This is a genomic window from Isosphaeraceae bacterium EP7, from assembly GCA_038400315.1.
In the GTDB taxonomy this organism is placed as follows: Bacteria; Planctomycetota; Planctomycetia; order Isosphaerales; family Isosphaeraceae; genus EP7.
The window spans coordinates 5,551,874-5,571,355 of record CP151667.1 but is presented as its reverse complement, the minus strand read 5'-3'; the positions used below and the strand labels follow the sequence as shown (position 1 = coordinate 5,571,355).

Below are 19,482 nucleotides of genomic sequence, written 5' to 3'. Positions count from 1 at the left end.
CCGAGGGTGAAGAAACCGGAGGGTTAGGGGATTACGTGCCCCACTTCGCCGAGCGGACCGCGTTCACCGAAGAGACCCTCAGGAGCTCCGTAACGCCAGTCATGCCCGATGGGGCGGCAGCGGCCTTGAAAAGATCGAAGGTCACGTCCGGAGTGAACAATCCCCTGTTCGAAGAGATCCCGTGCCCTCCCGGAAAGGCTCCTTTGACCTTCATCGATGGGAACTGGAGCTTGTACGAGGCGTTGACGCCCGACCCAATCTGCGAGCCGTCGAAGTAGAACTCGCCCATCTTGTAGGACGGGTTCGTCCAGTAGTCGAGAATGTCGAATCCCGCGTTGTCGAGCTCGGTGTGCCTGACGGTGAGCGTGGCGTCGATGAGGCCGAGCTCGAGCGGCTCCTTCGTGAACTTCGACAACGCGCCCCGCATCCCATATCGGCGATCCTTCTGACGCGAGACGGTGAGCGTGAAGCCCGCGATCTCCTTGTCGTGCGTGCTCGATAGAGGGCTGCCGGTGGAATAGTTGTGGATGCGGGTATATTGATTCGCCCCGCCCATCACCACGCTTTCGTACGGGTAATCGACGAGCGCCGTGACCTCGGCCACGGTGTTCATCGAGGACTCCTTCACGTTGTCCGCGACGCCTTGGACGGTTACCGTGCCTGGCCCGTTGATCTCCGCGGCGATCGTGATAGACGTCGGCGTGAACGAAGGGATGACCATCGTCCGGTCGGATTCGATGCTGTACACGACGGTGTAGAACAATCCCTGGATCGAGTCGGCGACGTCGAACTTATGGAGGTAGTCTCCCTGTCCGACGGTCGTCTCCGACGGCGTGGCTTCTGTCCCCAGGATGCCCGCCAGGAACACCTGCCACGCTTGCGAGAAGGTCCAGTCGAAGGACAGGCTGCAATCGAAGCTCGCGGCGAGTCGGGCGTTGTTCGTCCGCTTTCCGCCCTGTCCGAAGTCTCGGGTCACGAAATCCGCATACCCTCCGCTCGGCGAGATCGACGACGCGTAGAGGTTGATCCCGCCGGCCGTGATGTCGGCTTCCGTGCCGTAGGTGTTACCCTTGACGACGCCCGCGACGGCACCATTAAATCCGATAATCGACAAGGTGTGTTTGCGTCCTTAGGCGCTAACTTAGGTCAGTTCTTCAGGGATCACCCCGATCGGGTGATCGGGAAACTTCGCTTTCTTCTGGTCGACCATCCTGATGGCCTCGCTCTGCGGCACCTCGATGGAGTTGCCGATCCTGAGGGTCTCGTCGAGCATCTTCTCGAGCTCGTAGACCACGACCTTCTTCTCTTCGACCTTCGTCTCGTCTTCCATGGCTCCCTCAGAAATCCGGGTTCGTGCGTACCGCGCCATAAGTCATCACACCTTCGAGTAGCGGTCCCGCCTCCGAGTCTCGCTCGGATATCGAGATCGGCGAGGCACTGGTCAGCTCGGTCACCGTGCCGGACAGCGAGGGCGAGATGCGATTAATCGCCCCCCGGATCAGCCTCGCGTGGTCCTTCATCGTGTTGTACGCCACCCCGCCGTTGCCCTTCGCGTAGTACCCGATGATCGAGATCGAGTAGTTTCGCTTGGGCTTCTGCCTCATCGCGAACAACTCGTCGTAACCGCCGACGTCCACCGCCCATGCCCTGGCTATCCTGCCGTTGCCGACCCTCGCCATCAGGTAGGTCGAGGTCTGCTCCTTCTGGTGCCCGATCAGGGGATAGTCCCAAACGTTCCCCTCGGGGTCCGAGAACCCGAGGTCCGCAGCGATCTCCTTGATGGCTGCGACGATGACGTCTCGAACCGTCCGCTCCGTGCTGATTGCCATCTACTTCGCTATGATCACCGCCCCGGTGTTCACCTTCTCTTCGGGCGCCGGCGTGTCCGCTGCCCCCTGGTCGTACCCAATCTTGGCGATGTCGAGGAGCACGTCGCTCTGCTCCCTCCAGAACGCGGCCTTCTCCGCCCACTCCGTTCCCTGACTGATCAGGTCGAAACATCCGTAGGAGCAGGCCAGCCGCCTCGCGGCCCCGTTGAGCTTCTCCAGATTGAACAGCCTCGCCTTTGCGTAAGCGCGGCCCTCCAGCCGGGACAGGATCTCCTCGATTGCCGCCTCAATCTTCTCTTCGGTCCAGAGCGGCGGATTCGGGTCGAGCCCTTCGAGCTTCGACTCGAGCGACCACACGTCCTCCGCCCTCACCCTGATCTTGCTGGTCAGCCCGTCGGCCCGGAACACCTGGATCTGCTCGACGTCCCGCAGGGGTTCGCCGGTCGCTTCCGCGAGGAAGTTCAGCGCCACGTAGAACAGGTCGTATTCGGACCGGCTGTCGGGTTGGGCATCCGAGATCGGGGGGAAGACGATGCGGTATTCCGCGGGTCCCGTGCCCTCCTCGTTGACGAGCTCCCACTCCGTCACCCGGCTGCCGATGTGCCCCGTGGACGCCTGGCCGCTGTCCGCGATCTGGGCGTCCGAGGGGTAGCCGTTCGGCCCGTAGAGCCTGGCCGAGATCAGCGAATCCGCGACAAACTCCTCGTCCCCGGCGATCGGAATGTACCGGAACACGATGGGCCTGCCGTAGATGTGCCGAATCAGGGCCACCAGCCTCCGTTAAGTCTGCGGCCCCGCCGAAACCGTCGCCATCCAAGCCGTCGCCGTGAGCCGCCGAAACTCCCCGATCTGACGGGCTGCGGTCGTGAGCGTGAGCCCAACACCGTTCGCGGCCCCGTTGATCGAGGTTGAGGCGTCCGGCGGGTAGACCTTGAGGTCGTTTGCGCCGAGGTTCTGCACGGTGACCACCCCGCCGACCGGCGTTGCGGACGGGAGAGCTACTCCGGTACCCGAAGCGGCGGTCGAAACGCGATTGACGTTCGAGGTCAACGCGAGGGCGGTCGCCAGGTTGGTCCCGGCTGCGGTCAGCGCCGCCGCGACGGAGTTCGCGACACCGCCAGCGAAACGCTGCTCCTCGTAGTGATAAGTGGTCATCTATTTCCCCTTGCTCTTCGCCGCCGGCTTCATCGCCTTCACAGGCGCCTTCACCGGAGCCGTCTTCTTGACGTTCGGCGCGGTTGCGATTTTCTTCGCTGCCATTACCATCCCCTCTCTCGGTCCGTGCGCTCCGCGATGCGGTTCACCCGCTGTTCGATCTCGCGGTGCGAGGACTGCTTGCCCTCACGGTCGAGCTGAGCCTTCAGGTTTCCCTTGAGCTCGTCGGTGAGCTTCCGCTTTTGCTCGGTGCTCGGGCGTGGGCTGTTCGATTCACTCATGGTCACCTGCTCGTTCTGCTCAGCTCGGAGCCGTCCGGATTACTTTGCCTTGGTCGACTTCTTCGGATCTCCGAACGTGGTTGCGCTCGTCGATTCGAGAGCGGTCTCTCCGGCCGGAACATCGTGGTCGAGAACCACGGAAACCACTCCCGCATCTTTCTCGTCCTCGGTCCGGAAGTCGCCGGCTGCGGCTGAAGCTGACATCGCGCTCCGCTCGGCGATGAGCTGCGCCCGTTCTGCCTTGAGTTGCTCGTTCTCAGCTCGGAGGAGGTCCGCCTCGTGGGTAGACTGCGCGCGTTCCTCGACCATCGCGCGGATGTCTTCGAGTTGCTGGTGCTGGGTGCCGTCGTGCCGCCGAACCTTGTCGAAGTTCCCGTGCCCGACGATCTTCCAGCCCTTCTTCAGGTTGTAGCTGACGTAGTTCTCGTCGAGCCAAACGAACGGCGAGCCCTTGGAGTCGAATAGGGTGACGCGCTGCACCTCCCTCTTCTCTCCGCCTTCCGCTCCCTGGCCGGGGTTCACGGTCCGCTCCCAGTCGATATAGGGGAGGTTCTTGGGGTTGATGCCGCCGTTCTGGCGCATATCGATGACAACATCTTGCATAAAATTTCTCGCTCCTGATCTGCGGCTGCGCCGCTTGTCGATTCGCTTACGTCCGCGCGGTTCTTACGCGGTGGCCTTCGAAATGATCCCGCAGCCCGCGCCGTCGAGCCGCTCTTTCACGTCGTAGAAGTAGTCGGTCGATACTTCGCGCGTCCGCTTCGAGCTGTTGCCCTCGACTTCCGTGTTCGGAGGCCGGACATAGGCAGCGGCGAGTGCATACATCGGGTTCAGGCATGCCCCGCAACGGTCCGCGTTGGAGTTGACGAGCGGAACGTGCTGGGTCTCGAACACCGCTCGGTTGAGGATGTAGCCGACAAACCCGTTCGGCTGCGCCTGCTCGCCCAAGAGGTTCGATACCATCGGATTTGCCCAAACGGACGCACCCGAGGTCACGATGTATTGCTTGAGGTGAAGGATCTGAACATTGCCGAGGACGAAAATCCGCGCGCCTGGGGCGAAGGAAAGTCCGGCCTTGTAGTCGGCTTCGATCATCTTGTCGATGGTGAGCGCGACGCCGGTCGTGCCCGCCGTGTTCGAGAACCCGGGGAACAACGCGCAAGCGTCGGTGTCGACCTTCTCGGAGACGGCGAGCCCTTGCTCAACCTTTACCTCGTCGGGGCTGAGGCCGCCGAAGAGCTCGGACTCGAGAGTGAGCTCGTTGAGCACCATGACCTTCTTCGCGAGAAGCGTGGCGCCCGCGGTCTTTCCAAATACCGCTGGAGTCGCCTCTGCGGCTTCGGCAACGACCGACGCGGTTTGCGCGTTCCGGCTCTGAAGCTTCTTGGAGTTCGAGCCTTTGACGAGGTTGACGGGGTACATCAGGTTCAACATCACGTTGGTCGTTCGAAGGACCTCCATGATGCCGTCGTCGATGTACGCCGCTAGGGTTACCTGATCACTATAAGTTGACTCACCTGCCACAGCTTTCTCTCCAAGCTACCCGGGGCTTCACCCCAGTTTGAAATTCCTATTTTGAGCGAACCATTTCTGGCGCTCTTCCTTCGACAGCCGCTCCCAGTTCGCCGGCATCTTCGACGAGGTCTTTGAACTCTCGCCGCCGCTCTGCACCGGGGTGCCGCTGCCGTTGGCCCGGTCGTTCTTGTCGAACGGCAGGCCGTACTCATCGCAGATCTCCTTGTGGAGCTGCGCGATGGTCTTGTCCGAATCCTTCGGCTTGACGCCGATGAATCGCCCGTCCTCGTCTTCCACCGCCTCGAACTGGTACTTCTTCTGGAAGAACACCAACTCGGCCTTCGCGCTCGTGCTCAGCGTGCTGAGCTCCTCGATCAACGCCCGTTCGACGAGGTTCGAGTGATACTTATGGGCAAGGCCGTCATGCCTGTCCTGCCACTCCGCGATTTCTTTCGCTCGCGCCGCCTTCTCCGCGTCGATCTGCTTCTGCAGCTCGCTCCGCTGGCCGTCCCAGGTCTTCTGGAGTCGGTCGACGTCGCCTGACCGCTTCGCCGCGTCTTCCTCGGCTGCGTTCCTGGCGTCCTCGATCTCCTTGAGACGCGCCTCGTAGCTGCTGACGCGCTCCAGGCTTTCGGTCTCGATCTGCTTGAGCCGGGCTTCCAGCTTCCGCTTCTCGTCCTTGAGCTTGTCGCGCGCCCGAAAAGCCTCTTCGGCTTCCGTCCTGCTCACCGTATCTGTCTTAGTTTTTCCCTCGTCCGAGGCTCCCGAAGTGTCCTTGTCGTCGTCCGACGCTGAAGGATTGGGAGAGGTAGGTTCTGGCATTGATTGTGCCCCTGTTTTGATTATCCGTAAACATGCTTTTACACGCCGAGACTACGTCGGCGGTGAAAACGCGTGAAGGGGGGTATTTTTGCCCTACTTGAAAAAAAGTCGGGCGACGAGGTCTCCGAGCTTCCTCTGGATGCGCTCCAGGTCCTCGGTGGAAAACGTGAACCATCCGGTGCGCCCCATGTCGTACTGGGCCTGGGCGATGACCGCGTTCTGCGTGGAGCCTCTGCCCCCGCCCGATCGGCGCTTCGCGGGCGCCGCTCCCTTGCCCAGGGTCTTTCCGGCGCCCTTCGCGGCCCGGGCGTGCTTGTGCGGGGCGAGCGGAGCAAGGCCCTGCTTCTCCCGCCTTTTGTGGGCGGCTTTGACTCGCTTCTGGGGGTGCTGCACCTTTTGCCGAGGCGGATGACTCCCGTTGAAGAACATCCGCACCTCGCCGAGCCCTGAGCCCTGCTCGATGGTCAGGGAGCGATGGAGAACGCCGGTGGCCGTGAGATTCGGCGTGTGGTTCCCCGGCTCCTTGCCCGCGACCTGCCCCTTGTCGATGGCCGCCCTGTAGCTCGAGGAGTAGGGCTTGAGCCCGCCGCCCTCGGCCTGCTGGCCGGCGGTGTCGCTGGCGATGATCCGGGCGCGGGTCTTGAGCATCTCCTGGTCGAGGAGCTTGCGAAACTCCTGCTCGTGCCGCTTGAGGAAGTCGGGATCAATGGGCAGTGCGGAGAGGTCGAGCGAGAACTTCATCGAGGTTTGAACCCGAATTGCTCGACCGCGTAATCTTCCGGGATCGGAGACCACTGGTGGCGGCACCGGGGGTGTCCTCCGCCGATCAGCGGGTTTCGTCCGTAGCGTTCCAGGTTGGGATGGAGCTGCGAGGTGATCTCGTCCTTGTAGAGAATCCCCGGTGCGCCGTGCTTGCTAACATGCAGCATGGCGCTGCATTGATCGCTGGTGATGCCGTCGTCCGGCCCGAGGTACTGGTAGATTTCCAGCTCGGCGGCGTCCCCTGCGGCCACGACGACTGCCCGCTGGAACTGGGAGAACGCGTCGTCGACGGCGACCACCGCGTTGTTCGTGGAGATCCCCGGCTGGAGTGTGGTGATCTGGTCGATGAGGGCGTCGCGGGTCATGTTGCCGAAGTTGACCTGCAGGAGGGCCGAGCGGACGGGGGCGATCAGCTCACCGTCGAAGAGCTTGGTGAGCTCGGTCGCCGAAAAGTCCACCCAGGCGGAGAGCGTCTGCTTGGAGACCCCGGCCAGGGCGTTGTCGACGCCGAACGGCTCGAAGTAGGTCGCGGCGACCTCCGCCAACTCGGGGAAGTGCTCCCCGAACTTGGCGACCACGCTTCCCATGCCCGCGTCTATGAGGATGTTCTCGAGGTCAGCCATCGTCGCCGTGGCGTTCTGGAGGGTCAGGACATCGGTGCGTCGAAGCTCCTTGTCGCTGGCGATCACCGAGCGCACGCGGTCGAAATACGATGAGTAGAGCCTCTCGATCTCAGATTCGATGGAGGACAGCGCGTCGGTGCGAGCCTGGGCGATGTTCACCACCCGCTTCTTGATGTCGGCGGGGGTCGGCTTGGCTTTAGGCTTGGACTTGGCCATCTGCCCCGCCGAACAAGCGTGAACCCAGGCCATTGATCGCCGAGCTCACCCGGCTCTCCCGGGCTTGAAGGGCGTCGATCTCCCCGAGAAGCTCGTCGCGAAGCTCCTCCACCGTCTGCCCCTCGACGGGGTAGAGCTCCATCTTGTAGACCCGGGCCTTGAGGAGCTGCTTCTGAATTTTGATGGCCCCCAACTCCCTGGCCTCGTTCCACGCCGCCTGGTGCTCGGCCTCCTCGGCGGCGGGGTCGTCGAAACCGTAGTCGCGGGCGATGGACACGCTGATGGCGTCGATCTCCGCGGGCGTCGCGCGCTCGTAGCGGGCGTGCCAGCGCCAGATCTCCCGCTCGACCTCGGTCTGCCGGTCGAGGGTCTTGTCGTAGATGTCCTTCTGGACCTTGAGGTCGAGGATCTTCGAGTCCGCGGCCTGCGTCTGCCGGGTATCGTCGGCGAGCTGGTTGTACTGGAACTTGCCGTGCCGGTGGATGTGCTTCTCCAGGCGGGCAATCGCGTTGTTCAGGCCGACCGGGTCGAACGATTCCACGGTGAAGATCCGCGCTTCCGAGTTGGAGATCATCAGCGCGGCGGCTTCCGACCATTTGTCGAGCTCCTCGGGGGTGACCCCGACGAACGCGTTCTTCTGCATGCCGGTGTACCAGAGCACGTTGTCGCGGACGGAGAGCGCGTTCATGTGCGAGCAGTTCTGGTTGACCACGCTCCTGACGAACGACTCGCGCGGCCCGTTGCCCCACATGACGAACGGCACCCCTTCGACTCCGCCTTCCCCGGCATCGATGACCTCGCAGGTGATGTCGCCGACGAGAGGCGATACCGAGGTCGTGAGCTTCGTGCGCATCCACTCCCACCGGTAGGGGGCGCCTGCCGCCTCGGGCTGGGAGTAACGTCGGAACGACGCGTGGACCTGACCTTTGTGGAGGTAGGGCTCGGCGGAGAGGATGACGGACTTGAGCTGCCCGCGCCTGCGGCCGGACGTAAACCGCTCCCAGTATCGGATATCCGTCGCCTCGTAGATGACCTGGTAGGACTGCTCGCGCTCGGCGATCGCCTCGACCTTGCTCTGGCTCACCGCCGCCGGGCTGTCGATGAGCGTTCCGACGCGGCCGTCCCGGATGTAGAGCCGGAGCCGCTCCTGGGCGGCGAGGAGGGCGCTCATGCCCAGGCCGGTCACGTCCTTCTCTATGGCACCGAGCCGCTCGTTGGCCTCGATGCCGTTGACGTGGATCGGCTGGCTCATGTGGCCGATGTGGAGGCGGAGATACTGCTCGACGAAGTTATCGTTGTGGAGCCGCTCGACGCGGGAATCGTAGTGCGCCTGGGCCTTGGGGTTCGAGTCCTTCTCGAGGCCGTACTTCCAGAGGTAGCTGACCACCCGGTCATGCTCGCCGTCCTCGAAGTCGGCGATCTTTTGGTAGCGCTCCCAGTTCCTGACGAGCTGGGGATGGGTATGGAACGTGATATCTGCCAAGGGCCCCCGGTTATGCGGCTCTGCGGTTGATCAACAGGCCCTCGGTAGCGGCCAATACCCGATCGACCGCTTCCATCGGGTGGGTGATGATGTCCTTGGAATCCTTCTTCACCTTGCCTTCCTTGGTGGTCTGCGTCGTTCGCGCGGACAGGACCACTTTCTTACAGTTCCGATGTATCTTCAAGCGGTCTTCGCCGAAGACGCGGTTGGTCACGATCGAGCGATCGTGGATGAGCGGGTTCGACCGCGGGGCCCGGACCTCGAGCTTCGGGAAGTGCGGCTGGAGGAGAGACCGGATGAGCTGAAACCCGGTTGTGTGGGTCTGGTTCGACCGGTCCCACAGCACGGCGTCGCCGTAGATCGTCAGGTAATGGCTGCCCCATGTGCCCGGCGGGAAGGCGCGGAGGAACTGCTCGCAGGCCACGGGGATATTCTCGGCGTCGCACTCGTTCGCCCAGACGACGGCGGTGCCGCCCGCGTTCGGCTGCATGGCCACGACTGCCAGATTTCCGACGTTGTTGTCGAAGGACAGGTAGAGGTGCGGGGTCGTGAACTTCGGCGGGAAGTCGCCGACGTGCTTGGTCTCGTCGTACTTGAAATAGAAACGGTTCCGGCTGAGCGAGACCCATTCGCCGAGGATGTGGTTCGCGTAATAAAGGGTGTCGAACTCGAAGGATCGCTTGAGCGTCGCGATATACTTCCGGCTCAGGTAGGGATTGTCCATCGTCCGCCCGTGAAGAACGATCTTCGATTCCTTGTCCGAGATGGAATGCTGCGTGCCTTCGATGCGGGGCACCTTGTGGGGCCCGAAGACGTCGAACAGCCAGTGCTCCGAGCCGAGCGGAGTCGTCGTGTGGAGGAGCTGCTGGTGGTCGCAGGTGAAGCTGTTCCGCTGGATGAGGTTGTCCCGGACTTCCTTGGATGAGCGGGCCGCTTCGTCGTTCCAGGCGTGCGAGGACGTGTAGGCGATGATCTTGTCGGGCGTCTCCCCGGACAGCGTCAGCACCGTGTGGTCGTGCCTGTTGAAATAGATCGTGAGGTCGGACTTGTTGATCCGGAAGTCGCCATAGTTGCCCTCGTTCAGCCCGCTCGCGACCAGGAAGTTCTTGTAATAGGTGAGGCAGACCTGCTTCGCGAGCTTGTAATCCGGGGCGGTGACGAGCGAGAGCTTCGCGCCCTGAGCCGCGTTCTTCTTGACGCGGTAGTAGTGCCAGGCCGGGCCGCAAAAGCTCTTGCCGTACCGAATCCCCGCGACGATCAGGTGCTCGGTATGGGCCTTGTCCTCGATGAGGAGGCGCTGACCTGGGTGGAGGGTTCGTTCTTTCAACAGTCGAGGCGAGGAGTTTTGGAGTTAATCGTGCGCCGATTATCTCACGTGGCGCCTTTGGCGTGGATACCCCTTCTCGGCTGGAGCTCGCCGCTCACTCGACGGTCCCCTCGTAGGCATTCCGGCCCCACTTGCGGACCAGCAGGTAGAGCGCAAGTGCTTCACGTTCAAGGTCATACCGCTGCTCGGGGGTGATGTGGAGCGTCGGCGAGTTGGCGATGGCGAGCATCTTGTCGAGAAACTCGCGGTCAACCATCCACTGCGGCCACTCGGACTGGATCGAGGCTCCGGACCGGTACGCAGCGTCGTGCCAGATGGCGGCCGGCAGGAGGACGTGGCCGGGGTCCTTGGCCGACAGGTAGGCGACGGTCGAGAGCCCGATGACGTTCGCCTCGTCGTCCCCGCCCGGAACCTCGCCGAGGAGCAGGAACTCCACCATGCCGCCGAGGTCCACCGTGACCTTCATTCTTCCTCGTAGAAGCGGCAGAAATCCTCGTAGCTCACGACCCACTCGGCCCCGCTATCGTCACGCAGAATGAAGTCGCCGGGCGGCACCCGCTGGAGGCCAGTGGCGGTCTGGATCGACTCGCCGGGCAGGGAGAGGCGAGCTTCGACCTTGGGTGTCTTGCGGCGGACGGGGATCCAGCGGAGGTGATTGGTCATCTCATTCCATAGCCGAGCGGCTTCCTTGATCGTCTTTCCAAACGGACCGCGGGCGTAGCATGACAGGCAGGTGACGAACCAATCCGTGCGAAACCACCATGTGCCGTCGAACTGCGTCGAGCCCCCGCAAAAAGGACAGGGATCACAGCGTGGTTCGGGCTCCAACTCGAAATCAAACCAGTCTCGAAAGCTCACCGCAACACCATCAGAAAGCCGAGAGCTAGGAAACCGAGACAGGCCCCCAGGCCGATACAAAGGATGATCATGCAAACGCACATCATGATCAGGTTGCAGATCGCGTCGCCCACTCGCCTTCTCACCGCACCCACCCCTTGCCGCCGCAGCCGTGGCAGGCTCCGAATTCGCGACGCGATGCATCGACGAGTACGCGACCTCGTCCTTCGCAAACTGGGCATTTCATCACGCCAGTAACGGCGATCGAACGAGCGGCTTCGGTCAGTCTCTGAATTCGTTCTCCAATCCGGGCGAACTTCTCGTCGGCCTCGCTCGTGTCGACACGCAGCTTCAGGGTGATGTCGCGGACTTCGAGCTTGGGTGCTGGTTCAGAGACGGGCTCGGGGTCCGTCCAGCCATCGAGCTCGAGCGTAATTACCTGCTGCTCGCGTTCACCTGGTCGTAAATGGACCGCCTGGTTAACAACGAAACCCGTCGACACCTTGCCGTCAGACCTGGACACCTTTGCTTCATTTCTGCTCTCGTCGATCTCGATCTTCACGTTCCTCCTGTTCAGCCTCGCGGGCCGAATACGTCTTTCAAGTCCACCCCGACCGCATCTGCGATTTGCCTGATGAACTTCACCTTCGAGTCCATCTCGCAATCTGGTTGCCCAGTCACTTCGTCGAATCGCTTCGCTTCTCCGAGAAGCTTCTTCAACGCCTCAACCTCCCGCTTGAGTGCATCGAATTCCACTCGCGAGATCTCAGGGATCGTGAACGTTGGTTGAAGCGGAACCTGCGGCCAGCGTTCTCGAAAGTTATCTCGATACCCATCGCCGACGTTCGAAACGATACACATAACCCTCCGAGGAAAAATAACTGCTATTAGCGGTCAACGCCTTCCGGCGCATTTGCTACGATCATCTTCGCGCCCTCTCGCCGCACATCAAACGCGCGGGCACGAAAATCATCCTCAACCAACCTCACCACGTATTCCTGAAAGTCTTCGCGCTTAATCGCGAGAAAGATTGCAACCTTCGTCCACAGTTCGTCGTCGAAACGAACGGTCTTAGATGTGCGTTTTCCGCTCACATTCCTCCTTCGCCCGATTGCTGCGCCTCAACTTCGAACAAGGCGAATAGCTCACCAGCCGCGTCGTCACATTCGAGTAGCTTTGCCGCGCTCGGAACCTGGGCGAACGCCTTCGCGATTTCCTCCGCCGAATCCCCCGGCTCAAACCGCACTTGATATGTCGTGCGCACTAACTGCATCTTCATCGTCTGATCGCATCTTGCCACAATCCTCCTTCGCCCGATTGGCTGCGGTTAGCTGTCACCTAATTGTCGAACCAAAAAACCACGCGATAGCTGTCAATTGCCGCTTCTTCGTCTTCCTCGTCCGATAGGGCAATCCCGAATAACTCTTCGACCATATCTTCCGAAGAAACCTTCTTCTCGCAGCAATCATCAACTTCCTGAGCTTCAAGGTGCGCTTGGCGGAACTCTCTGAGGGACAGGTGGCTATGAGAATGCCCATCGGTCCCATCGTCCGCGATGGCGAAGAGCGCGAGTTTAGAAATGTCTGCTGGGATAAACTTCGGCCAACGCTTGGTCTCCGTTCCAGGCACGCCGCGCACGCATGCAAGCTGACTGAACGCGTAGTAGTTGCGTTGCTTCGCCTTCAGTCGTTCTGCGTGACGTGACCACATGATTCCAAGCCACTTCCCGTTGACTCGCTTCTCAACCACGAAATGAATATCGCATCCCATATTCCTCCACTAAATTATTGGACCCGATTTGAGGTCATATCTTGCGATCACTCGCCCCCCGTCGGCATTATTCGGATAAGAGGCAGGTTCTGACCTCCGATCAATTGCGCGAACTCGCATAAGCGGACCGTCATCTTATTGCGATACTCAGAGTACGTTCGACACCCCGACTCTGCCATGCCGCGAGCAAGATCGAGCTCATGCTGAATCTGCTTTGTCACGTGCTCGGGAATCGCGCTCTCGTGAAGATACCAGCCGTAATAGCCTGTTGCCGGTGATCGCAAGTGAATCGCTGTCTTCACTCGCCCTCCTTCGCCTCATCCGACCAGACCGCACTCCACCCTTCCACCGGCTTCTGTTGCCCGTATGGTTCAGGCTGTCCGTCCAGTCGGAACCAATGCGGCGGAGGTGATGGCATCCAGCAGGTGCAGACGTCCGCCTTTGCAAGCGGGGAGGTGCTGGTCTCCTGTATGAACTTGACGCACCGAGAACATCTTGTCTCGCTCATCGCTTGCTCGCCTTCCACTCGTCAAAGGTGCCCCAAATTTGTGTGAAGCCGTCAAGGCCGACCCGCACCGCCTGTCCCGCCTCGAAAGCCTCGCGCTCGCGGGCCTCAATGGCGGACGTCAGCGCCTCAAGCAACACGAGCGCCCGAGCGACCTTCGCTTCAAGGCTGGCCAGGTCGTCGGCGGCCTCTTGCGCCGCGTAATCGGCTTGGGTGCATTCGCACCAGCTCGGCTTGTTCCCGCACAGTGAGCAGCTCACTTCGGCACCGTCTCAAGATGCTTGCGGTAGCCGCTGGAGTCGATGAGCGCCTGGGCCTCACGCTGAAGCTGGCCGGAATCGCAGGCGGACATCATGTCGACGAGCAGTGCCGCGGCGCTGGCCTGCCACGTTTTCAGCACCCTGATCCGCACCGCCGCTACGTCAATCTCATCCCGCAGCTCGTTGCGGCTGATAGCCACCTCACGCCTCAGCCCTATGCACTCCTTTGCAACGTCCTCGCATGCTGAACACTGTTCCTCCAGCTCGGCGATTCGCTTCGCCGCCGCCTCCGCGATGGTCTCAGCTACGTGCTCGCCGACGCACACGCCGTGCGTCTCATCAGCGCCGGGGAAGTTCTTCTGATCGTCCTTGAACCATGGATAGCCGAGGGCTTTGCCGAGGGTCTGGCACACCTCGTCGTTTGCCTCGCTGCACGCGAGGCGGAGCGCGTCCCGCTCCTTGGTGACGGCCTCCGCCCTGTCGTAAGCCGCCGAGTAGAGGTCGGACATCTTGGTTCGTCCAGTGTTCGCTCCAGCTAAGAATTCCTCCAGCTCGGCGACGCGGGCGAGGAGATAGGGGATGTCCTCGCGGGCGTGGGCGATGAAGCGGGCGTCCGATTCTTTGCACTCCGTTTTGCCTGCCCCGTCCCATCCGAAAATCGGATCAAATCCTGCCGCGACATGGAGACTCTCATCGAACATCCACGGCCCCGGCGTCGCCTTCTCACACCGCTCCTTGATCTCTTTGACTCGGTCGTTCATATCCCCCGCACCCTATTCCACGTATCGCCGAAATTCGAAGCCGCCTTCTCGTTCCTCCACGATGACCCGCTTGCAGTGGTATTCGCCGTGGAACCAATCGTGAGGGTTCGCCATCATCGTCGGATCCAGAGAAACGAGGCAGTCGCCCACGCGATAATGCTTCGCGCACTCGCGCTCGCAAACGGCGTCCTGCTGCCCCACGTGCTGGGCGTGGCCCCGGATGAGCTCCGCCGCAATAATGCAGATGCCGACAAAGAATAGTCCGGGGGATCGGCTCATACTAATATTTCATCGCGATGTAGTCATCGAACGCGTCGATCTCTTCGAGTTCCTCGTTGAAGAACTTTGGGCGATCCAGTTTGCTCGCCTCCTCCCATGAGGGCGTTTCCTCCAAGCCTCCGCGGCGCTCAATCCAATGACTGAAGTAGCGACCCGCCTCGAAGTCCTTCCGCCTCGCCTCGACGATCGCCAGTTGAAAGCGATTCCATCGATCCAGCGGATAGACGTTGCCGCCGTGGGGACATCCGGGCGTCTGGCACCAGACGAGGTCATCCACGAAAATCGCAGTTGGCGTTCGGCACCAACCACACGGCTCAACGTTGCTCATTCCCGCTCCATTCGTCTTCAAAACTCCACCCGAACGGCCTGGTCTCGCGTGGCTCCCCCGTGAGGTAGTCCTCGGCTGACTCGTAGCCGAAGAAGAAGTCGCCGTAGTCGGGGGTCTCGTCCGCGGCGCTCACTGCGCGTCCGGCCTCGAAGTCCTTGCGGCGGGCGGCGAGGGTCGCCTCCTGCACGACGTTCCAAGTGACGACGCTCATCCGCTGGATCCGAGTCACGGGGCACGAGTGGTGCACGATGACGCTGCCCATTCTCTCGGGCTCCTTCCGGCACCACGCGCATGGCTGAACTTCGCTCATTGCGCCACCCCCACCAGAAACTTGACGACCGTCTCCCAGCGGAGCAGACCGGCCTTTACGCACATGATCACCAGGATGACCTGGAGGAGCCCTATGAGGACCATGGCCGCCGAGAACAGCGCGACGAACCAGAATGCGGCTTTGAGAATCAGGATGCTCACTTCGGTTCCTTCGGAGATGCGGTCGCCTTCTTCGTTCGCGCCTCCCGAGCTTCCTTCAGCTTCGCCTTCTCGAACTCGATCTCTTTCTCGCGCGCCGCTATTCGAGCTGATGTCTCTGCCCGTTCGTGGTCGCGTTGGGCTTGTTTTCGAAGCTCCGCTTGATCGCTCTCGAACATCACTCCCCCGACGAGAGCGAGCACGACGCAGATCAGGCCCGCTATCGAACACACGGCACCGTCAACACCGAGGCTCCACGGCAGCATCCACACCGCCATGTCGATGGCGACAAAAACCATTGGGCCAAAAACGTAGAGTGCGAGTTGATTCAGCTTTTGTCCGGTCATGGATCCTTTTTAAAGTGTGGACCAGGCGGGGGGTCGAACCCCGGTCTCTCGGTTGCAAGCCGAGTGTTTTTCCAATTAAACTACCAGCCCTTGTTTACCCGCTGCTCCTCGGCATTACGCCCTGTCGTCGACCGGGTTCAACTCGTCTGATAGTTCCCGGAGCTGGACGACAAACGGATCCAGTGCTTTGGAGATCGCAATGGCCCGTTCGCTACGGCACCCGCGCAGACCGCGCGCGATTCGAATCATGTTCGATGTCGCCTGCCGCACTGTTTCCGCTTCGTGCTTTGATTCATCAGTTTCGTCGTAAAACATTGGATTACCCTTGAGTGTTTACCCGCTCATTCCCGGCGTTACCGCCGACGACCGATCGCGAAGAAGCCGAAGCGCGTCTCTGACGACTTCGCTCGACGTCGAGTAAATCCCGTCGCTCACCTGGCCCTCAACGAACTGCTTGAGTGCCTGCGGTAACGAGATGGTCATGGTGACGGTTTTGTCGGGCTCTTCCATGCAGCCGACACTGGCACGAGATGGGAAGTGTTGTCAAAGCTTGTTAATGGGTCACTCGTCGTCGTCGGGATCGTCGTCGTCATCGACCAGGCGTTCGCCGGGCGCGGTCTCGCGGAACGTGAAGTCGGGCTCTGGCTTCACTTCGCCGTCGCCAGCCCCGAGCTTGGCCTTCGCCTCGAGCTCGAACCTGAGCCGGAGCATCTCCTTCTCGTGCTCGCGGCGTTCCCGCTCTCGGAGCCACGCGGGGTCCATCTCGGGGTCGAGCCGAGAGAGGAACTCGGTGATGCCCTTCGCGTCGCCGCGCATCACGCACAGCCGCAGGCCGGCGATGCACTCGGCGACGAAGATCGAGTTGACCTCGTGGATGGCCGTCTCGAACTCGGGGTATTTCTCGAGCCAGTTGTAGATGGTCTCCCGGCTGACGTTCGCCTGGCGGGCCGCGTAGTTCACCGCCCCGTTCCTGCGGTTTGAACCGCGGCGATACCCGCAAGCCGCGAGGGCGAGCGCGGCCTGCTGCATGGCCTCGTCGGGGAGCTCAACGATGATCGCCGGGATGTCGTCGACAGCGGCCTTCTTCGCCCTCTCCTCGCCGCGCTTCGCTGACTTCCGGTCGCCTTTCTTGGTGCTTTTACTGGGCATTACGTCAATTCCGGTCAACCGTTGCGGACTTGCTTGACGACCCGGTCTCGCCGGCTGACCTGGATCTGCTTGAACCAGAGCGAGCGGATCAGCCCGTTGGCCGCCTCGCCCCACCTGTCCTCGCGGATCGCCTTGGTCGTGTTCACGAAGCCCATGAGTCCGCCCTCTCCGAGGTTCCAGAGCAGGTTGAGCACGGCCGCCTTGCGGTTTTGGGCCCACTCGTCGAAGGCGGGGAAGAGCCGTCGAGCCGCTTCAGCCACCATCGCGATGTCCTCGTTAAACAAAAGTTGGATCACCGCATCCGAGATGGGCCTGTCCGAGAGGTTCCGTCCCACGCCGATCGTGAGGCGTCCCCGGCTCGGCACGAGTCGATCTCCGTCCCACCGGGCCAGGACTGGGGACTTGCCCGTGGAGTCGTCGTAGACGCCGTTGCGGACGCCCTCGTCGGCTCTGAGCTCCGCGGTGACTTGCTTGAGTAATTCGGGGTCGAGGTGCATGCGCCGAGTGTAGCGCGAGACCCAGACGGGCGTAAGACGGGGAAAAAACGCCGCCCGGCGACGTGGAGTACCGGGCGGCAAGAACGACGACAAAGGAATATGCGGGTTCAGGTTAGCACCGACGGGCGGTCCGGCGCAAGTGATTCGGCGACCAGAATTTGCGTCCCGACCGCCCTACCAGTTTCCCGCTCTATGCTCTCCGCGCGGCGAGCAAATCCGCGTCCCGCTCCTGTGCGCGAAGAACTTCCACGGGGATAGGCGGAGGTGAGTCGAGGTCCGTGTCGCGAACCTGGGCGACAAAGCGTTCGCCGACGTGGGGTGTGGGTGCCGCGTACCTGTTTGCGGGAGGCGTCTTCTCAGTTTTGGGCAGCCGCCCCAAATCGTCGAGAACCGAATGGGCAGTCGCCCAGTCATGACCATCATCGAGCCCGGACGCGACGGACTTCGCTCTCTCGGCCGCTGGCGGCAGGTCGGTACGCCTTGGCTTCTCGGTCGGTGCGCATCCCGCCTTCGCGTTCCGATGCTCCTCGTCGGATTGCTGCCGGGTCCTCTCCCAAACGTAGCCCTGCCTGGTACTCGACACAGCGACCGGCACTTTGCGAAAACCCTGGGCCTGCATCTTCTGTTCGTAGTCGCGCGACGCCTCTTGGCTGAGCTCGAGATACTCCTTGGTAGCAAATACCGCCTCTCCTTTCGCGTTGCGGTGGGTCATCACGTCGCGAAAGACACTTTGGATTCGATTTTCACTCATGTCGGCTTCCTACAAGTTTTAGGTGTGGTTTTATCGTGACTCCCAGCGACGCCAGGTGGTTTTTCAGCGCGATCCTCTCGCCCGACGCCAGCACCTCTCGCAGGAGCGTCTGGGTCGTCTTGCCCAAGGACTCTTCTTGGAGTTGCTCGTAGATTTCCGCGGCAGCCTCACCCATTCGTTTCGACTCGTACGTCGTCGGTCCGCCGTCACCCCAGGGGTTGTAGGCAACGGGGCGAATTCCCGCACGTCTCTCCGCCTTAATACGCAACGGGTTCGTGCGGCTGGCTTCGGAGAAGGGGCGAGAGAGGGCCGGAAACAGAATCTTATTCACCTCGCGGGAGATCATCCCGACATGCGGCGGGAAGCCTTTGGTGTCGGCAGCTCGCCAGTTTCGGAATCCTTCGTAGACGATGCTCGCCGGGATGTTCTCGAATTCGGTCATGAACTCTTCGACAAGAGTGTGCGTGACCTGAACTCGGTAGAACTCGAAAATCCTGGCGAGCATCTCCAGCCATTGGTCTTCAATCATTGCGGCCTCCTTGGGGTTACGTCGATTACGTTTGGGTCGTCCTTGGGTGATCTCCCGCAGCGAGCTCTGATGGCTTCTACGGAGTTGTCGATTCCGGGGTGCACGCTGCCGTTGCCGAAGCCACCTGGACTTGGGCCCTTGCTCCGCGGTTCGACCAGCCCTTGCCAGTTGTTGGACATCGAGTTTCGTGCGGCGGCGATGAAGCGGTCGGCTCCCATGGGCTCCCAATGAGAGATGAGATTCCGTAACCCGATTGGGGCGTATGGGGACTTCATCTGGACTTTGTATTCAACCCACTCTTCGAGCACCTGCCGACAGAGCGGAGTGTCCAGGGATGAGGGAAGCGGATGATCCTCGGCGAGTGCGCGAATGGTGTCCGACGGTGTACGCGCTGTACTCGCCTTGCGCGTGATTTGTGTCTTCCGACCCTTCGTTTGATGCTCCAAGGGTTCCAAAACAAAGGGGTTCTCGCCCTCAGAGTTATTCGGGGGTTTTTCGCCGAATAACGGGGGGTTTTCTTTTACTTTTACTCTTACTCTTCTTTTCTTTGAGGTGGGGGTACAGGGGGAGGATTCCATCCGCTCTCGGGCGCGCTTCCGGTCGGCGCTCACGCTGTCGATTCTCGACTTGATCCCTGGTGACGTGAGGATTTCCCTATCTTTCCATAGGGACTTATCAAAAAGGTTAATCTCAACAGACAGTTCTATGATTTGGGTGAAGCGTTCCTCGGAGATATTCGCGAGTTTTGCGAAGGTTTTTCGCCGAATAACCCCCGAAAAATCCACCTCTCCGTGCTCCGTCTGGTAGGCGGCTTGGAGGATCTTGATCCACACCGCGAAGCCGTCGTTCCCGAATTCGCACTCGAGCATCCTGACCTTCTCGTCGAGGACGCAGTCGAGCGGAAAGTAATCAAGCCCGGTCTTACGGGGTCGCGCCATTGGCGTAATTCCTTCGGTGGATGGCTGCTGCTTCAGACCCCTCGAACAGA

Annotated in this window: 33 protein-coding genes, 1 tRNA gene and 1 pseudogene; all 35 read right to left on the bottom strand. The window is 61.4% G+C overall.

The features are described 5' to 3' along the window. Positions 1 to 31: 31 nt before the first annotated feature. Entirely contained in the window at positions 32 to 1,114 is a 1,083-nt protein-coding gene (locus EP7_RS21860) for a hypothetical protein (RefSeq protein WP_463524264.1), read from the bottom strand. Positions 1,115 to 1,141: 27 nt separating this feature from the next. Beyond that, on the bottom strand, positions 1,142 to 1,330 hold the full coding sequence (locus EP7_RS21855) for a hypothetical protein (protein ID WP_463524263.1): 189 nt from the start codon (positions 1,328 to 1,330) through the stop codon (positions 1,142 to 1,144). Between the two features lie 7 nt (positions 1,331 to 1,337). Then, a complete protein-coding gene (locus EP7_RS21850; protein WP_463524262.1) occupies positions 1,338 to 1,829 on the bottom strand; it encodes a hypothetical protein in 492 nt (163 codons plus the stop codon). Next, positions 1,830 to 2,600 (bottom strand): hypothetical protein, encoded by a 771-nt coding sequence (locus EP7_RS21845; protein ID WP_463524261.1) that lies wholly within the window; start codon positions 2,598 to 2,600, stop codon positions 1,830 to 1,832. Positions 2,601 to 2,609: 9 nt separating this feature from the next. After that, entirely contained in the window at positions 2,610 to 2,984 is a 375-nt protein-coding gene (locus tag EP7_RS21840) for a hypothetical protein (RefSeq protein ID WP_463524260.1), read from the bottom strand. 104 nt (positions 2,985 to 3,088) lie between these two features. Further along, the gene (locus tag EP7_RS21835) at positions 3,089 to 3,265 is read right to left on the bottom strand and encodes a hypothetical protein (RefSeq protein ID WP_463524259.1); all 177 of its coding nucleotides are present in this window, start codon (positions 3,263 to 3,265) and stop codon (positions 3,089 to 3,091) included. A 39-nt stretch (positions 3,266 to 3,304) separates the two neighbouring features. Beyond that, entirely contained in the window at positions 3,305 to 3,847 is a 543-nt protein-coding gene (locus EP7_RS21830) for a hypothetical protein (RefSeq protein ID WP_463524258.1), read from the bottom strand. A gap of 84 nt (positions 3,848 to 3,931) precedes the next feature. Further along, positions 3,932 to 4,699 (bottom strand): hypothetical protein, encoded by a 768-nt coding sequence (locus tag EP7_RS21825; RefSeq protein ID WP_463524257.1) that lies wholly within the window; start codon positions 4,697 to 4,699, stop codon positions 3,932 to 3,934. A 117-nt stretch (positions 4,700 to 4,816) separates the two neighbouring features. After that, positions 4,817 to 5,509 (bottom strand): hypothetical protein, encoded by a 693-nt coding sequence (locus EP7_RS21820; RefSeq protein WP_463524256.1) that lies wholly within the window; start codon positions 5,507 to 5,509, stop codon positions 4,817 to 4,819. Positions 5,510 to 5,695: 186 nt separating this feature from the next. After that, entirely contained in the window at positions 5,696 to 6,343 is a 648-nt protein-coding gene (locus tag EP7_RS21815; protein ID WP_463524255.1) for a hypothetical protein, read from the bottom strand. Beyond that, positions 6,340 to 7,203: a hypothetical protein gene (locus EP7_RS21810; protein ID WP_463524254.1), complete on the bottom strand. Its 864-nt coding sequence runs from the start codon at positions 7,201 to 7,203 to the stop codon at positions 6,340 to 6,342. Before EP7_RS21810 ends, EP7_RS21815 begins: the two co-directional genes overlap by 4 nt. Continuing rightward, on the bottom strand, positions 7,184 to 8,686 hold the full coding sequence (locus EP7_RS21805; protein WP_463524253.1) for a hypothetical protein: 1,503 nt from the start codon (positions 8,684 to 8,686) through the stop codon (positions 7,184 to 7,186). The genes EP7_RS21810 and EP7_RS21805 overlap by 20 nt, the downstream gene beginning before the upstream one ends. A 10-nt stretch (positions 8,687 to 8,696) precedes the next feature. Beyond that, the gene (locus EP7_RS21800; RefSeq protein WP_463524252.1) at positions 8,697 to 10,013 is read right to left on the bottom strand and encodes a phage terminase large subunit; all 1,317 of its coding nucleotides are present in this window, start codon (positions 10,011 to 10,013) and stop codon (positions 8,697 to 8,699) included. Between the two features lie 94 nt (positions 10,014 to 10,107). After that, positions 10,108 to 10,479 carry a hypothetical protein gene (locus tag EP7_RS21795; RefSeq protein ID WP_463524251.1) on the bottom strand — a complete coding sequence of 124 codons (372 nt, stop codon included), beginning with the start codon at positions 10,477 to 10,479 and terminating at the stop codon, positions 10,108 to 10,110. Next, positions 10,476 to 10,676: a hypothetical protein gene (locus tag EP7_RS21790; RefSeq protein WP_463528480.1), complete on the bottom strand. Its 201-nt coding sequence runs from the start codon at positions 10,674 to 10,676 to the stop codon at positions 10,476 to 10,478. The genes EP7_RS21795 and EP7_RS21790 overlap by 4 nt, the downstream gene beginning before the upstream one ends. Before the next feature lie 15 nt (positions 10,677 to 10,691). Next, positions 10,692 to 11,054: pseudogene (locus tag EP7_RS21785) on the bottom strand (hypothetical protein); the annotation flags it as partial. Further along, positions 10,993 to 11,412, bottom strand: coding sequence for a hypothetical protein (locus EP7_RS21780; protein ID WP_463524250.1), 420 nt, complete (start codon positions 11,410 to 11,412; stop codon positions 10,993 to 10,995). The gene EP7_RS21780 and the pseudogene EP7_RS21785, both read right to left, overlap by 62 nt. A gap of 11 nt (positions 11,413 to 11,423) precedes the next feature. After that, positions 11,424 to 11,606, bottom strand: coding sequence for a hypothetical protein (locus EP7_RS21775; protein WP_463524249.1), 183 nt, complete (start codon positions 11,604 to 11,606; stop codon positions 11,424 to 11,426). 131 nt (positions 11,607 to 11,737) lie between these two features. Next, positions 11,738 to 11,944 (bottom strand): hypothetical protein, encoded by a 207-nt coding sequence (locus EP7_RS21770; RefSeq protein ID WP_463524248.1) that lies wholly within the window; start codon positions 11,942 to 11,944, stop codon positions 11,738 to 11,740. Then, entirely contained in the window at positions 11,941 to 12,129 is a 189-nt protein-coding gene (locus EP7_RS21765) for a hypothetical protein (RefSeq protein WP_463524247.1), read from the bottom strand. Before EP7_RS21765 ends, EP7_RS21770 begins: the two co-directional genes overlap by 4 nt. A gap of 59 nt (positions 12,130 to 12,188) precedes the next feature. Further along, positions 12,189 to 12,560 carry a hypothetical protein gene (locus EP7_RS21760; RefSeq protein ID WP_463524246.1) on the bottom strand — a complete coding sequence of 124 codons (372 nt, stop codon included), beginning with the start codon at positions 12,558 to 12,560 and terminating at the stop codon, positions 12,189 to 12,191. 564 nt (positions 12,561 to 13,124) lie between these two features. After that, positions 13,125 to 13,385, bottom strand: coding sequence for a hypothetical protein (locus EP7_RS21755; RefSeq protein ID WP_463524245.1), 261 nt, complete (start codon positions 13,383 to 13,385; stop codon positions 13,125 to 13,127). After that, the gene (locus EP7_RS21750; RefSeq protein WP_463524244.1) at positions 13,382 to 14,146 is read right to left on the bottom strand and encodes a hypothetical protein; all 765 of its coding nucleotides are present in this window, start codon (positions 14,144 to 14,146) and stop codon (positions 13,382 to 13,384) included. Before EP7_RS21750 ends, EP7_RS21755 begins: the two co-directional genes overlap by 4 nt. A gap of 280 nt (positions 14,147 to 14,426) precedes the next feature. Beyond that, on the bottom strand, positions 14,427 to 14,753 hold the full coding sequence (locus tag EP7_RS21745) for a hypothetical protein (protein ID WP_463524243.1): 327 nt from the start codon (positions 14,751 to 14,753) through the stop codon (positions 14,427 to 14,429). Continuing rightward, entirely contained in the window at positions 14,740 to 15,015 is a 276-nt protein-coding gene (locus EP7_RS21740; protein ID WP_463524242.1) for a hypothetical protein, read from the bottom strand. Before EP7_RS21740 ends, EP7_RS21745 begins: the two co-directional genes overlap by 14 nt. Positions 15,016 to 15,059: 44 nt before the next feature. After that, positions 15,060 to 15,224 carry a hypothetical protein gene (locus EP7_RS21735; RefSeq protein ID WP_463524241.1) on the bottom strand — a complete coding sequence of 55 codons (165 nt, stop codon included), beginning with the start codon at positions 15,222 to 15,224 and terminating at the stop codon, positions 15,060 to 15,062. Continuing rightward, positions 15,221 to 15,568, bottom strand: coding sequence for a hypothetical protein (locus tag EP7_RS21730; protein WP_463524240.1), 348 nt, complete (start codon positions 15,566 to 15,568; stop codon positions 15,221 to 15,223). The genes EP7_RS21735 and EP7_RS21730 overlap by 4 nt, the downstream gene beginning before the upstream one ends. Before the next feature lie 17 nt (positions 15,569 to 15,585). Beyond that, a tRNA-Ala gene (locus tag EP7_RS21725) sits at positions 15,586 to 15,658 on the bottom strand. Positions 15,659 to 15,682: 24 nt separating this feature from the next. After that, entirely contained in the window at positions 15,683 to 15,883 is a 201-nt protein-coding gene (locus EP7_RS21720) for a hypothetical protein (protein WP_463524239.1), read from the bottom strand. An 18-nt stretch (positions 15,884 to 15,901) separates the two neighbouring features. Next, the gene (locus EP7_RS21715) at positions 15,902 to 16,051 is read right to left on the bottom strand and encodes a type II toxin-antitoxin system ParD family antitoxin (RefSeq protein ID WP_463528452.1); all 150 of its coding nucleotides are present in this window, start codon (positions 16,049 to 16,051) and stop codon (positions 15,902 to 15,904) included. A gap of 78 nt (positions 16,052 to 16,129) precedes the next feature. Next, positions 16,130 to 16,717 carry a hypothetical protein gene (locus EP7_RS21710; RefSeq protein ID WP_463524238.1) on the bottom strand — a complete coding sequence of 196 codons (588 nt, stop codon included), beginning with the start codon at positions 16,715 to 16,717 and terminating at the stop codon, positions 16,130 to 16,132. Between the two features lie 14 nt (positions 16,718 to 16,731). Then, positions 16,732 to 17,214 carry a lysozyme family protein gene (locus EP7_RS21705; protein WP_463524237.1) on the bottom strand — a complete coding sequence of 161 codons (483 nt, stop codon included), beginning with the start codon at positions 17,212 to 17,214 and terminating at the stop codon, positions 16,732 to 16,734. A gap of 190 nt (positions 17,215 to 17,404) precedes the next feature. After that, positions 17,405 to 17,965 (bottom strand): hypothetical protein, encoded by a 561-nt coding sequence (locus EP7_RS21700; RefSeq protein ID WP_463524236.1) that lies wholly within the window; start codon positions 17,963 to 17,965, stop codon positions 17,405 to 17,407. Beyond that, the gene (locus EP7_RS21695; RefSeq protein WP_463524235.1) at positions 17,958 to 18,494 is read right to left on the bottom strand and encodes a hypothetical protein; all 537 of its coding nucleotides are present in this window, start codon (positions 18,492 to 18,494) and stop codon (positions 17,958 to 17,960) included. The genes EP7_RS21700 and EP7_RS21695 overlap by 8 nt, the downstream gene beginning before the upstream one ends. Continuing rightward, positions 18,491 to 19,432 (bottom strand): DUF4373 domain-containing protein, encoded by a 942-nt coding sequence (locus tag EP7_RS21690; protein WP_463524234.1) that lies wholly within the window; start codon positions 19,430 to 19,432, stop codon positions 18,491 to 18,493. The genes EP7_RS21695 and EP7_RS21690 overlap by 4 nt, the downstream gene beginning before the upstream one ends. Positions 19,433 to 19,482: the final 50 nt, after the last annotated feature.

Bases quoted from the DNA above. Each gene is read 5' to 3' on its own strand.
- EP7_RS21695 (WP_463524235.1), bottom strand. From the start codon at position 18,494: ATGATTGAAGACCAATGGCTGGAGATGCTCGCCAGGATTTTCGAGTTC.
- EP7_RS21850 (WP_463524262.1), bottom strand. From the start codon at position 1,829: ATGGCAATCAGCACGGAGCGGACGGTTCGAGACGTCATCGTCGCAGCC.
- EP7_RS21730 (WP_463524240.1), bottom strand. From the start codon at position 15,568: ATGACCGGACAAAAGCTGAATCAACTCGCACTCTACGTTTTTGGCCCA.
- EP7_RS21840 (WP_463524260.1), bottom strand. From the start codon at position 2,984: ATGACCACTTATCACTACGAGGAGCAGCGTTTCGCTGGCGGTGTCGCG.
- EP7_RS21715 (WP_463528452.1), bottom strand. From the start codon at position 16,051: ATGACCATCTCGTTACCGCAGGCACTCAAGCAGTTCGTTGAGGGCCAG.
- EP7_RS21790 (WP_463528480.1), bottom strand. From the start codon at position 10,676: ATGACCAATCACCTCCGCTGGATCCCCGTCCGCCGCAAGACACCCAAG.
- EP7_RS21720 (WP_463524239.1), bottom strand. From the start codon at position 15,883: ATGTTTTACGACGAAACTGATGAATCAAAGCACGAAGCGGAAACAGTG.
- EP7_RS21815 (WP_463524255.1), bottom strand. From the start codon at position 6,343: ATGAAGTTCTCGCTCGACCTCTCCGCACTGCCCATTGATCCCGACTTC.
- EP7_RS21855 (WP_463524263.1), bottom strand. From the start codon at position 1,330: ATGGAAGACGAGACGAAGGTCGAAGAGAAGAAGGTCGTGGTCTACGAG.
- EP7_RS21795 (WP_463524251.1), bottom strand. From the start codon at position 10,479: ATGAAGGTCACGGTGGACCTCGGCGGCATGGTGGAGTTCCTGCTCCTC.
- EP7_RS21700 (WP_463524236.1), bottom strand. From the start codon at position 17,965: ATGAGTGAAAATCGAATCCAAAGTGTCTTTCGCGACGTGATGACCCAC.
- EP7_RS21745 (WP_463524243.1), bottom strand. From the start codon at position 14,753: ATGAGCAACGTTGAGCCGTGTGGTTGGTGCCGAACGCCAACTGCGATT.
- EP7_RS21710 (WP_463524238.1), bottom strand. From the start codon at position 16,717: ATGCCCAGTAAAAGCACCAAGAAAGGCGACCGGAAGTCAGCGAAGCGC.
- EP7_RS21825 (WP_463524257.1), bottom strand. From the start codon at position 4,699: ATGTTGAACCTGATGTACCCCGTCAACCTCGTCAAAGGCTCGAACTCC.
- EP7_RS21835 (WP_463524259.1), bottom strand. From the start codon at position 3,265: ATGAGTGAATCGAACAGCCCACGCCCGAGCACCGAGCAAAAGCGGAAG.
- EP7_RS21740 (WP_463524242.1), bottom strand. From the start codon at position 15,015: ATGGGCAGCGTCATCGTGCACCACTCGTGCCCCGTGACTCGGATCCAG.
- EP7_RS21830 (WP_463524258.1), bottom strand. From the start codon at position 3,847: ATGCGCCAGAACGGCGGCATCAACCCCAAGAACCTCCCCTATATCGAC.
- EP7_RS21690 (WP_463524234.1), bottom strand. From the start codon at position 19,432: ATGGCGCGACCCCGTAAGACCGGGCTTGATTACTTTCCGCTCGACTGC.
- EP7_RS21760 (WP_463524246.1), bottom strand. From the start codon at position 12,560: ATGTGGTCACGTCACGCAGAACGACTGAAGGCGAAGCAACGCAACTAC.
- EP7_RS21705 (WP_463524237.1), bottom strand. From the start codon at position 17,214: ATGCACCTCGACCCCGAATTACTCAAGCAAGTCACCGCGGAGCTCAGA.
- EP7_RS21810 (WP_463524254.1), bottom strand. From the start codon at position 7,203: ATGGCCAAGTCCAAGCCTAAAGCCAAGCCGACCCCCGCCGACATCAAG.
- EP7_RS21765 (WP_463524247.1), bottom strand. From the start codon at position 12,129: ATGAAGATGCAGTTAGTGCGCACGACATATCAAGTGCGGTTTGAGCCG.
- EP7_RS21750 (WP_463524244.1), bottom strand. From the start codon at position 14,146: ATGAACGACCGAGTCAAAGAGATCAAGGAGCGGTGTGAGAAGGCGACG.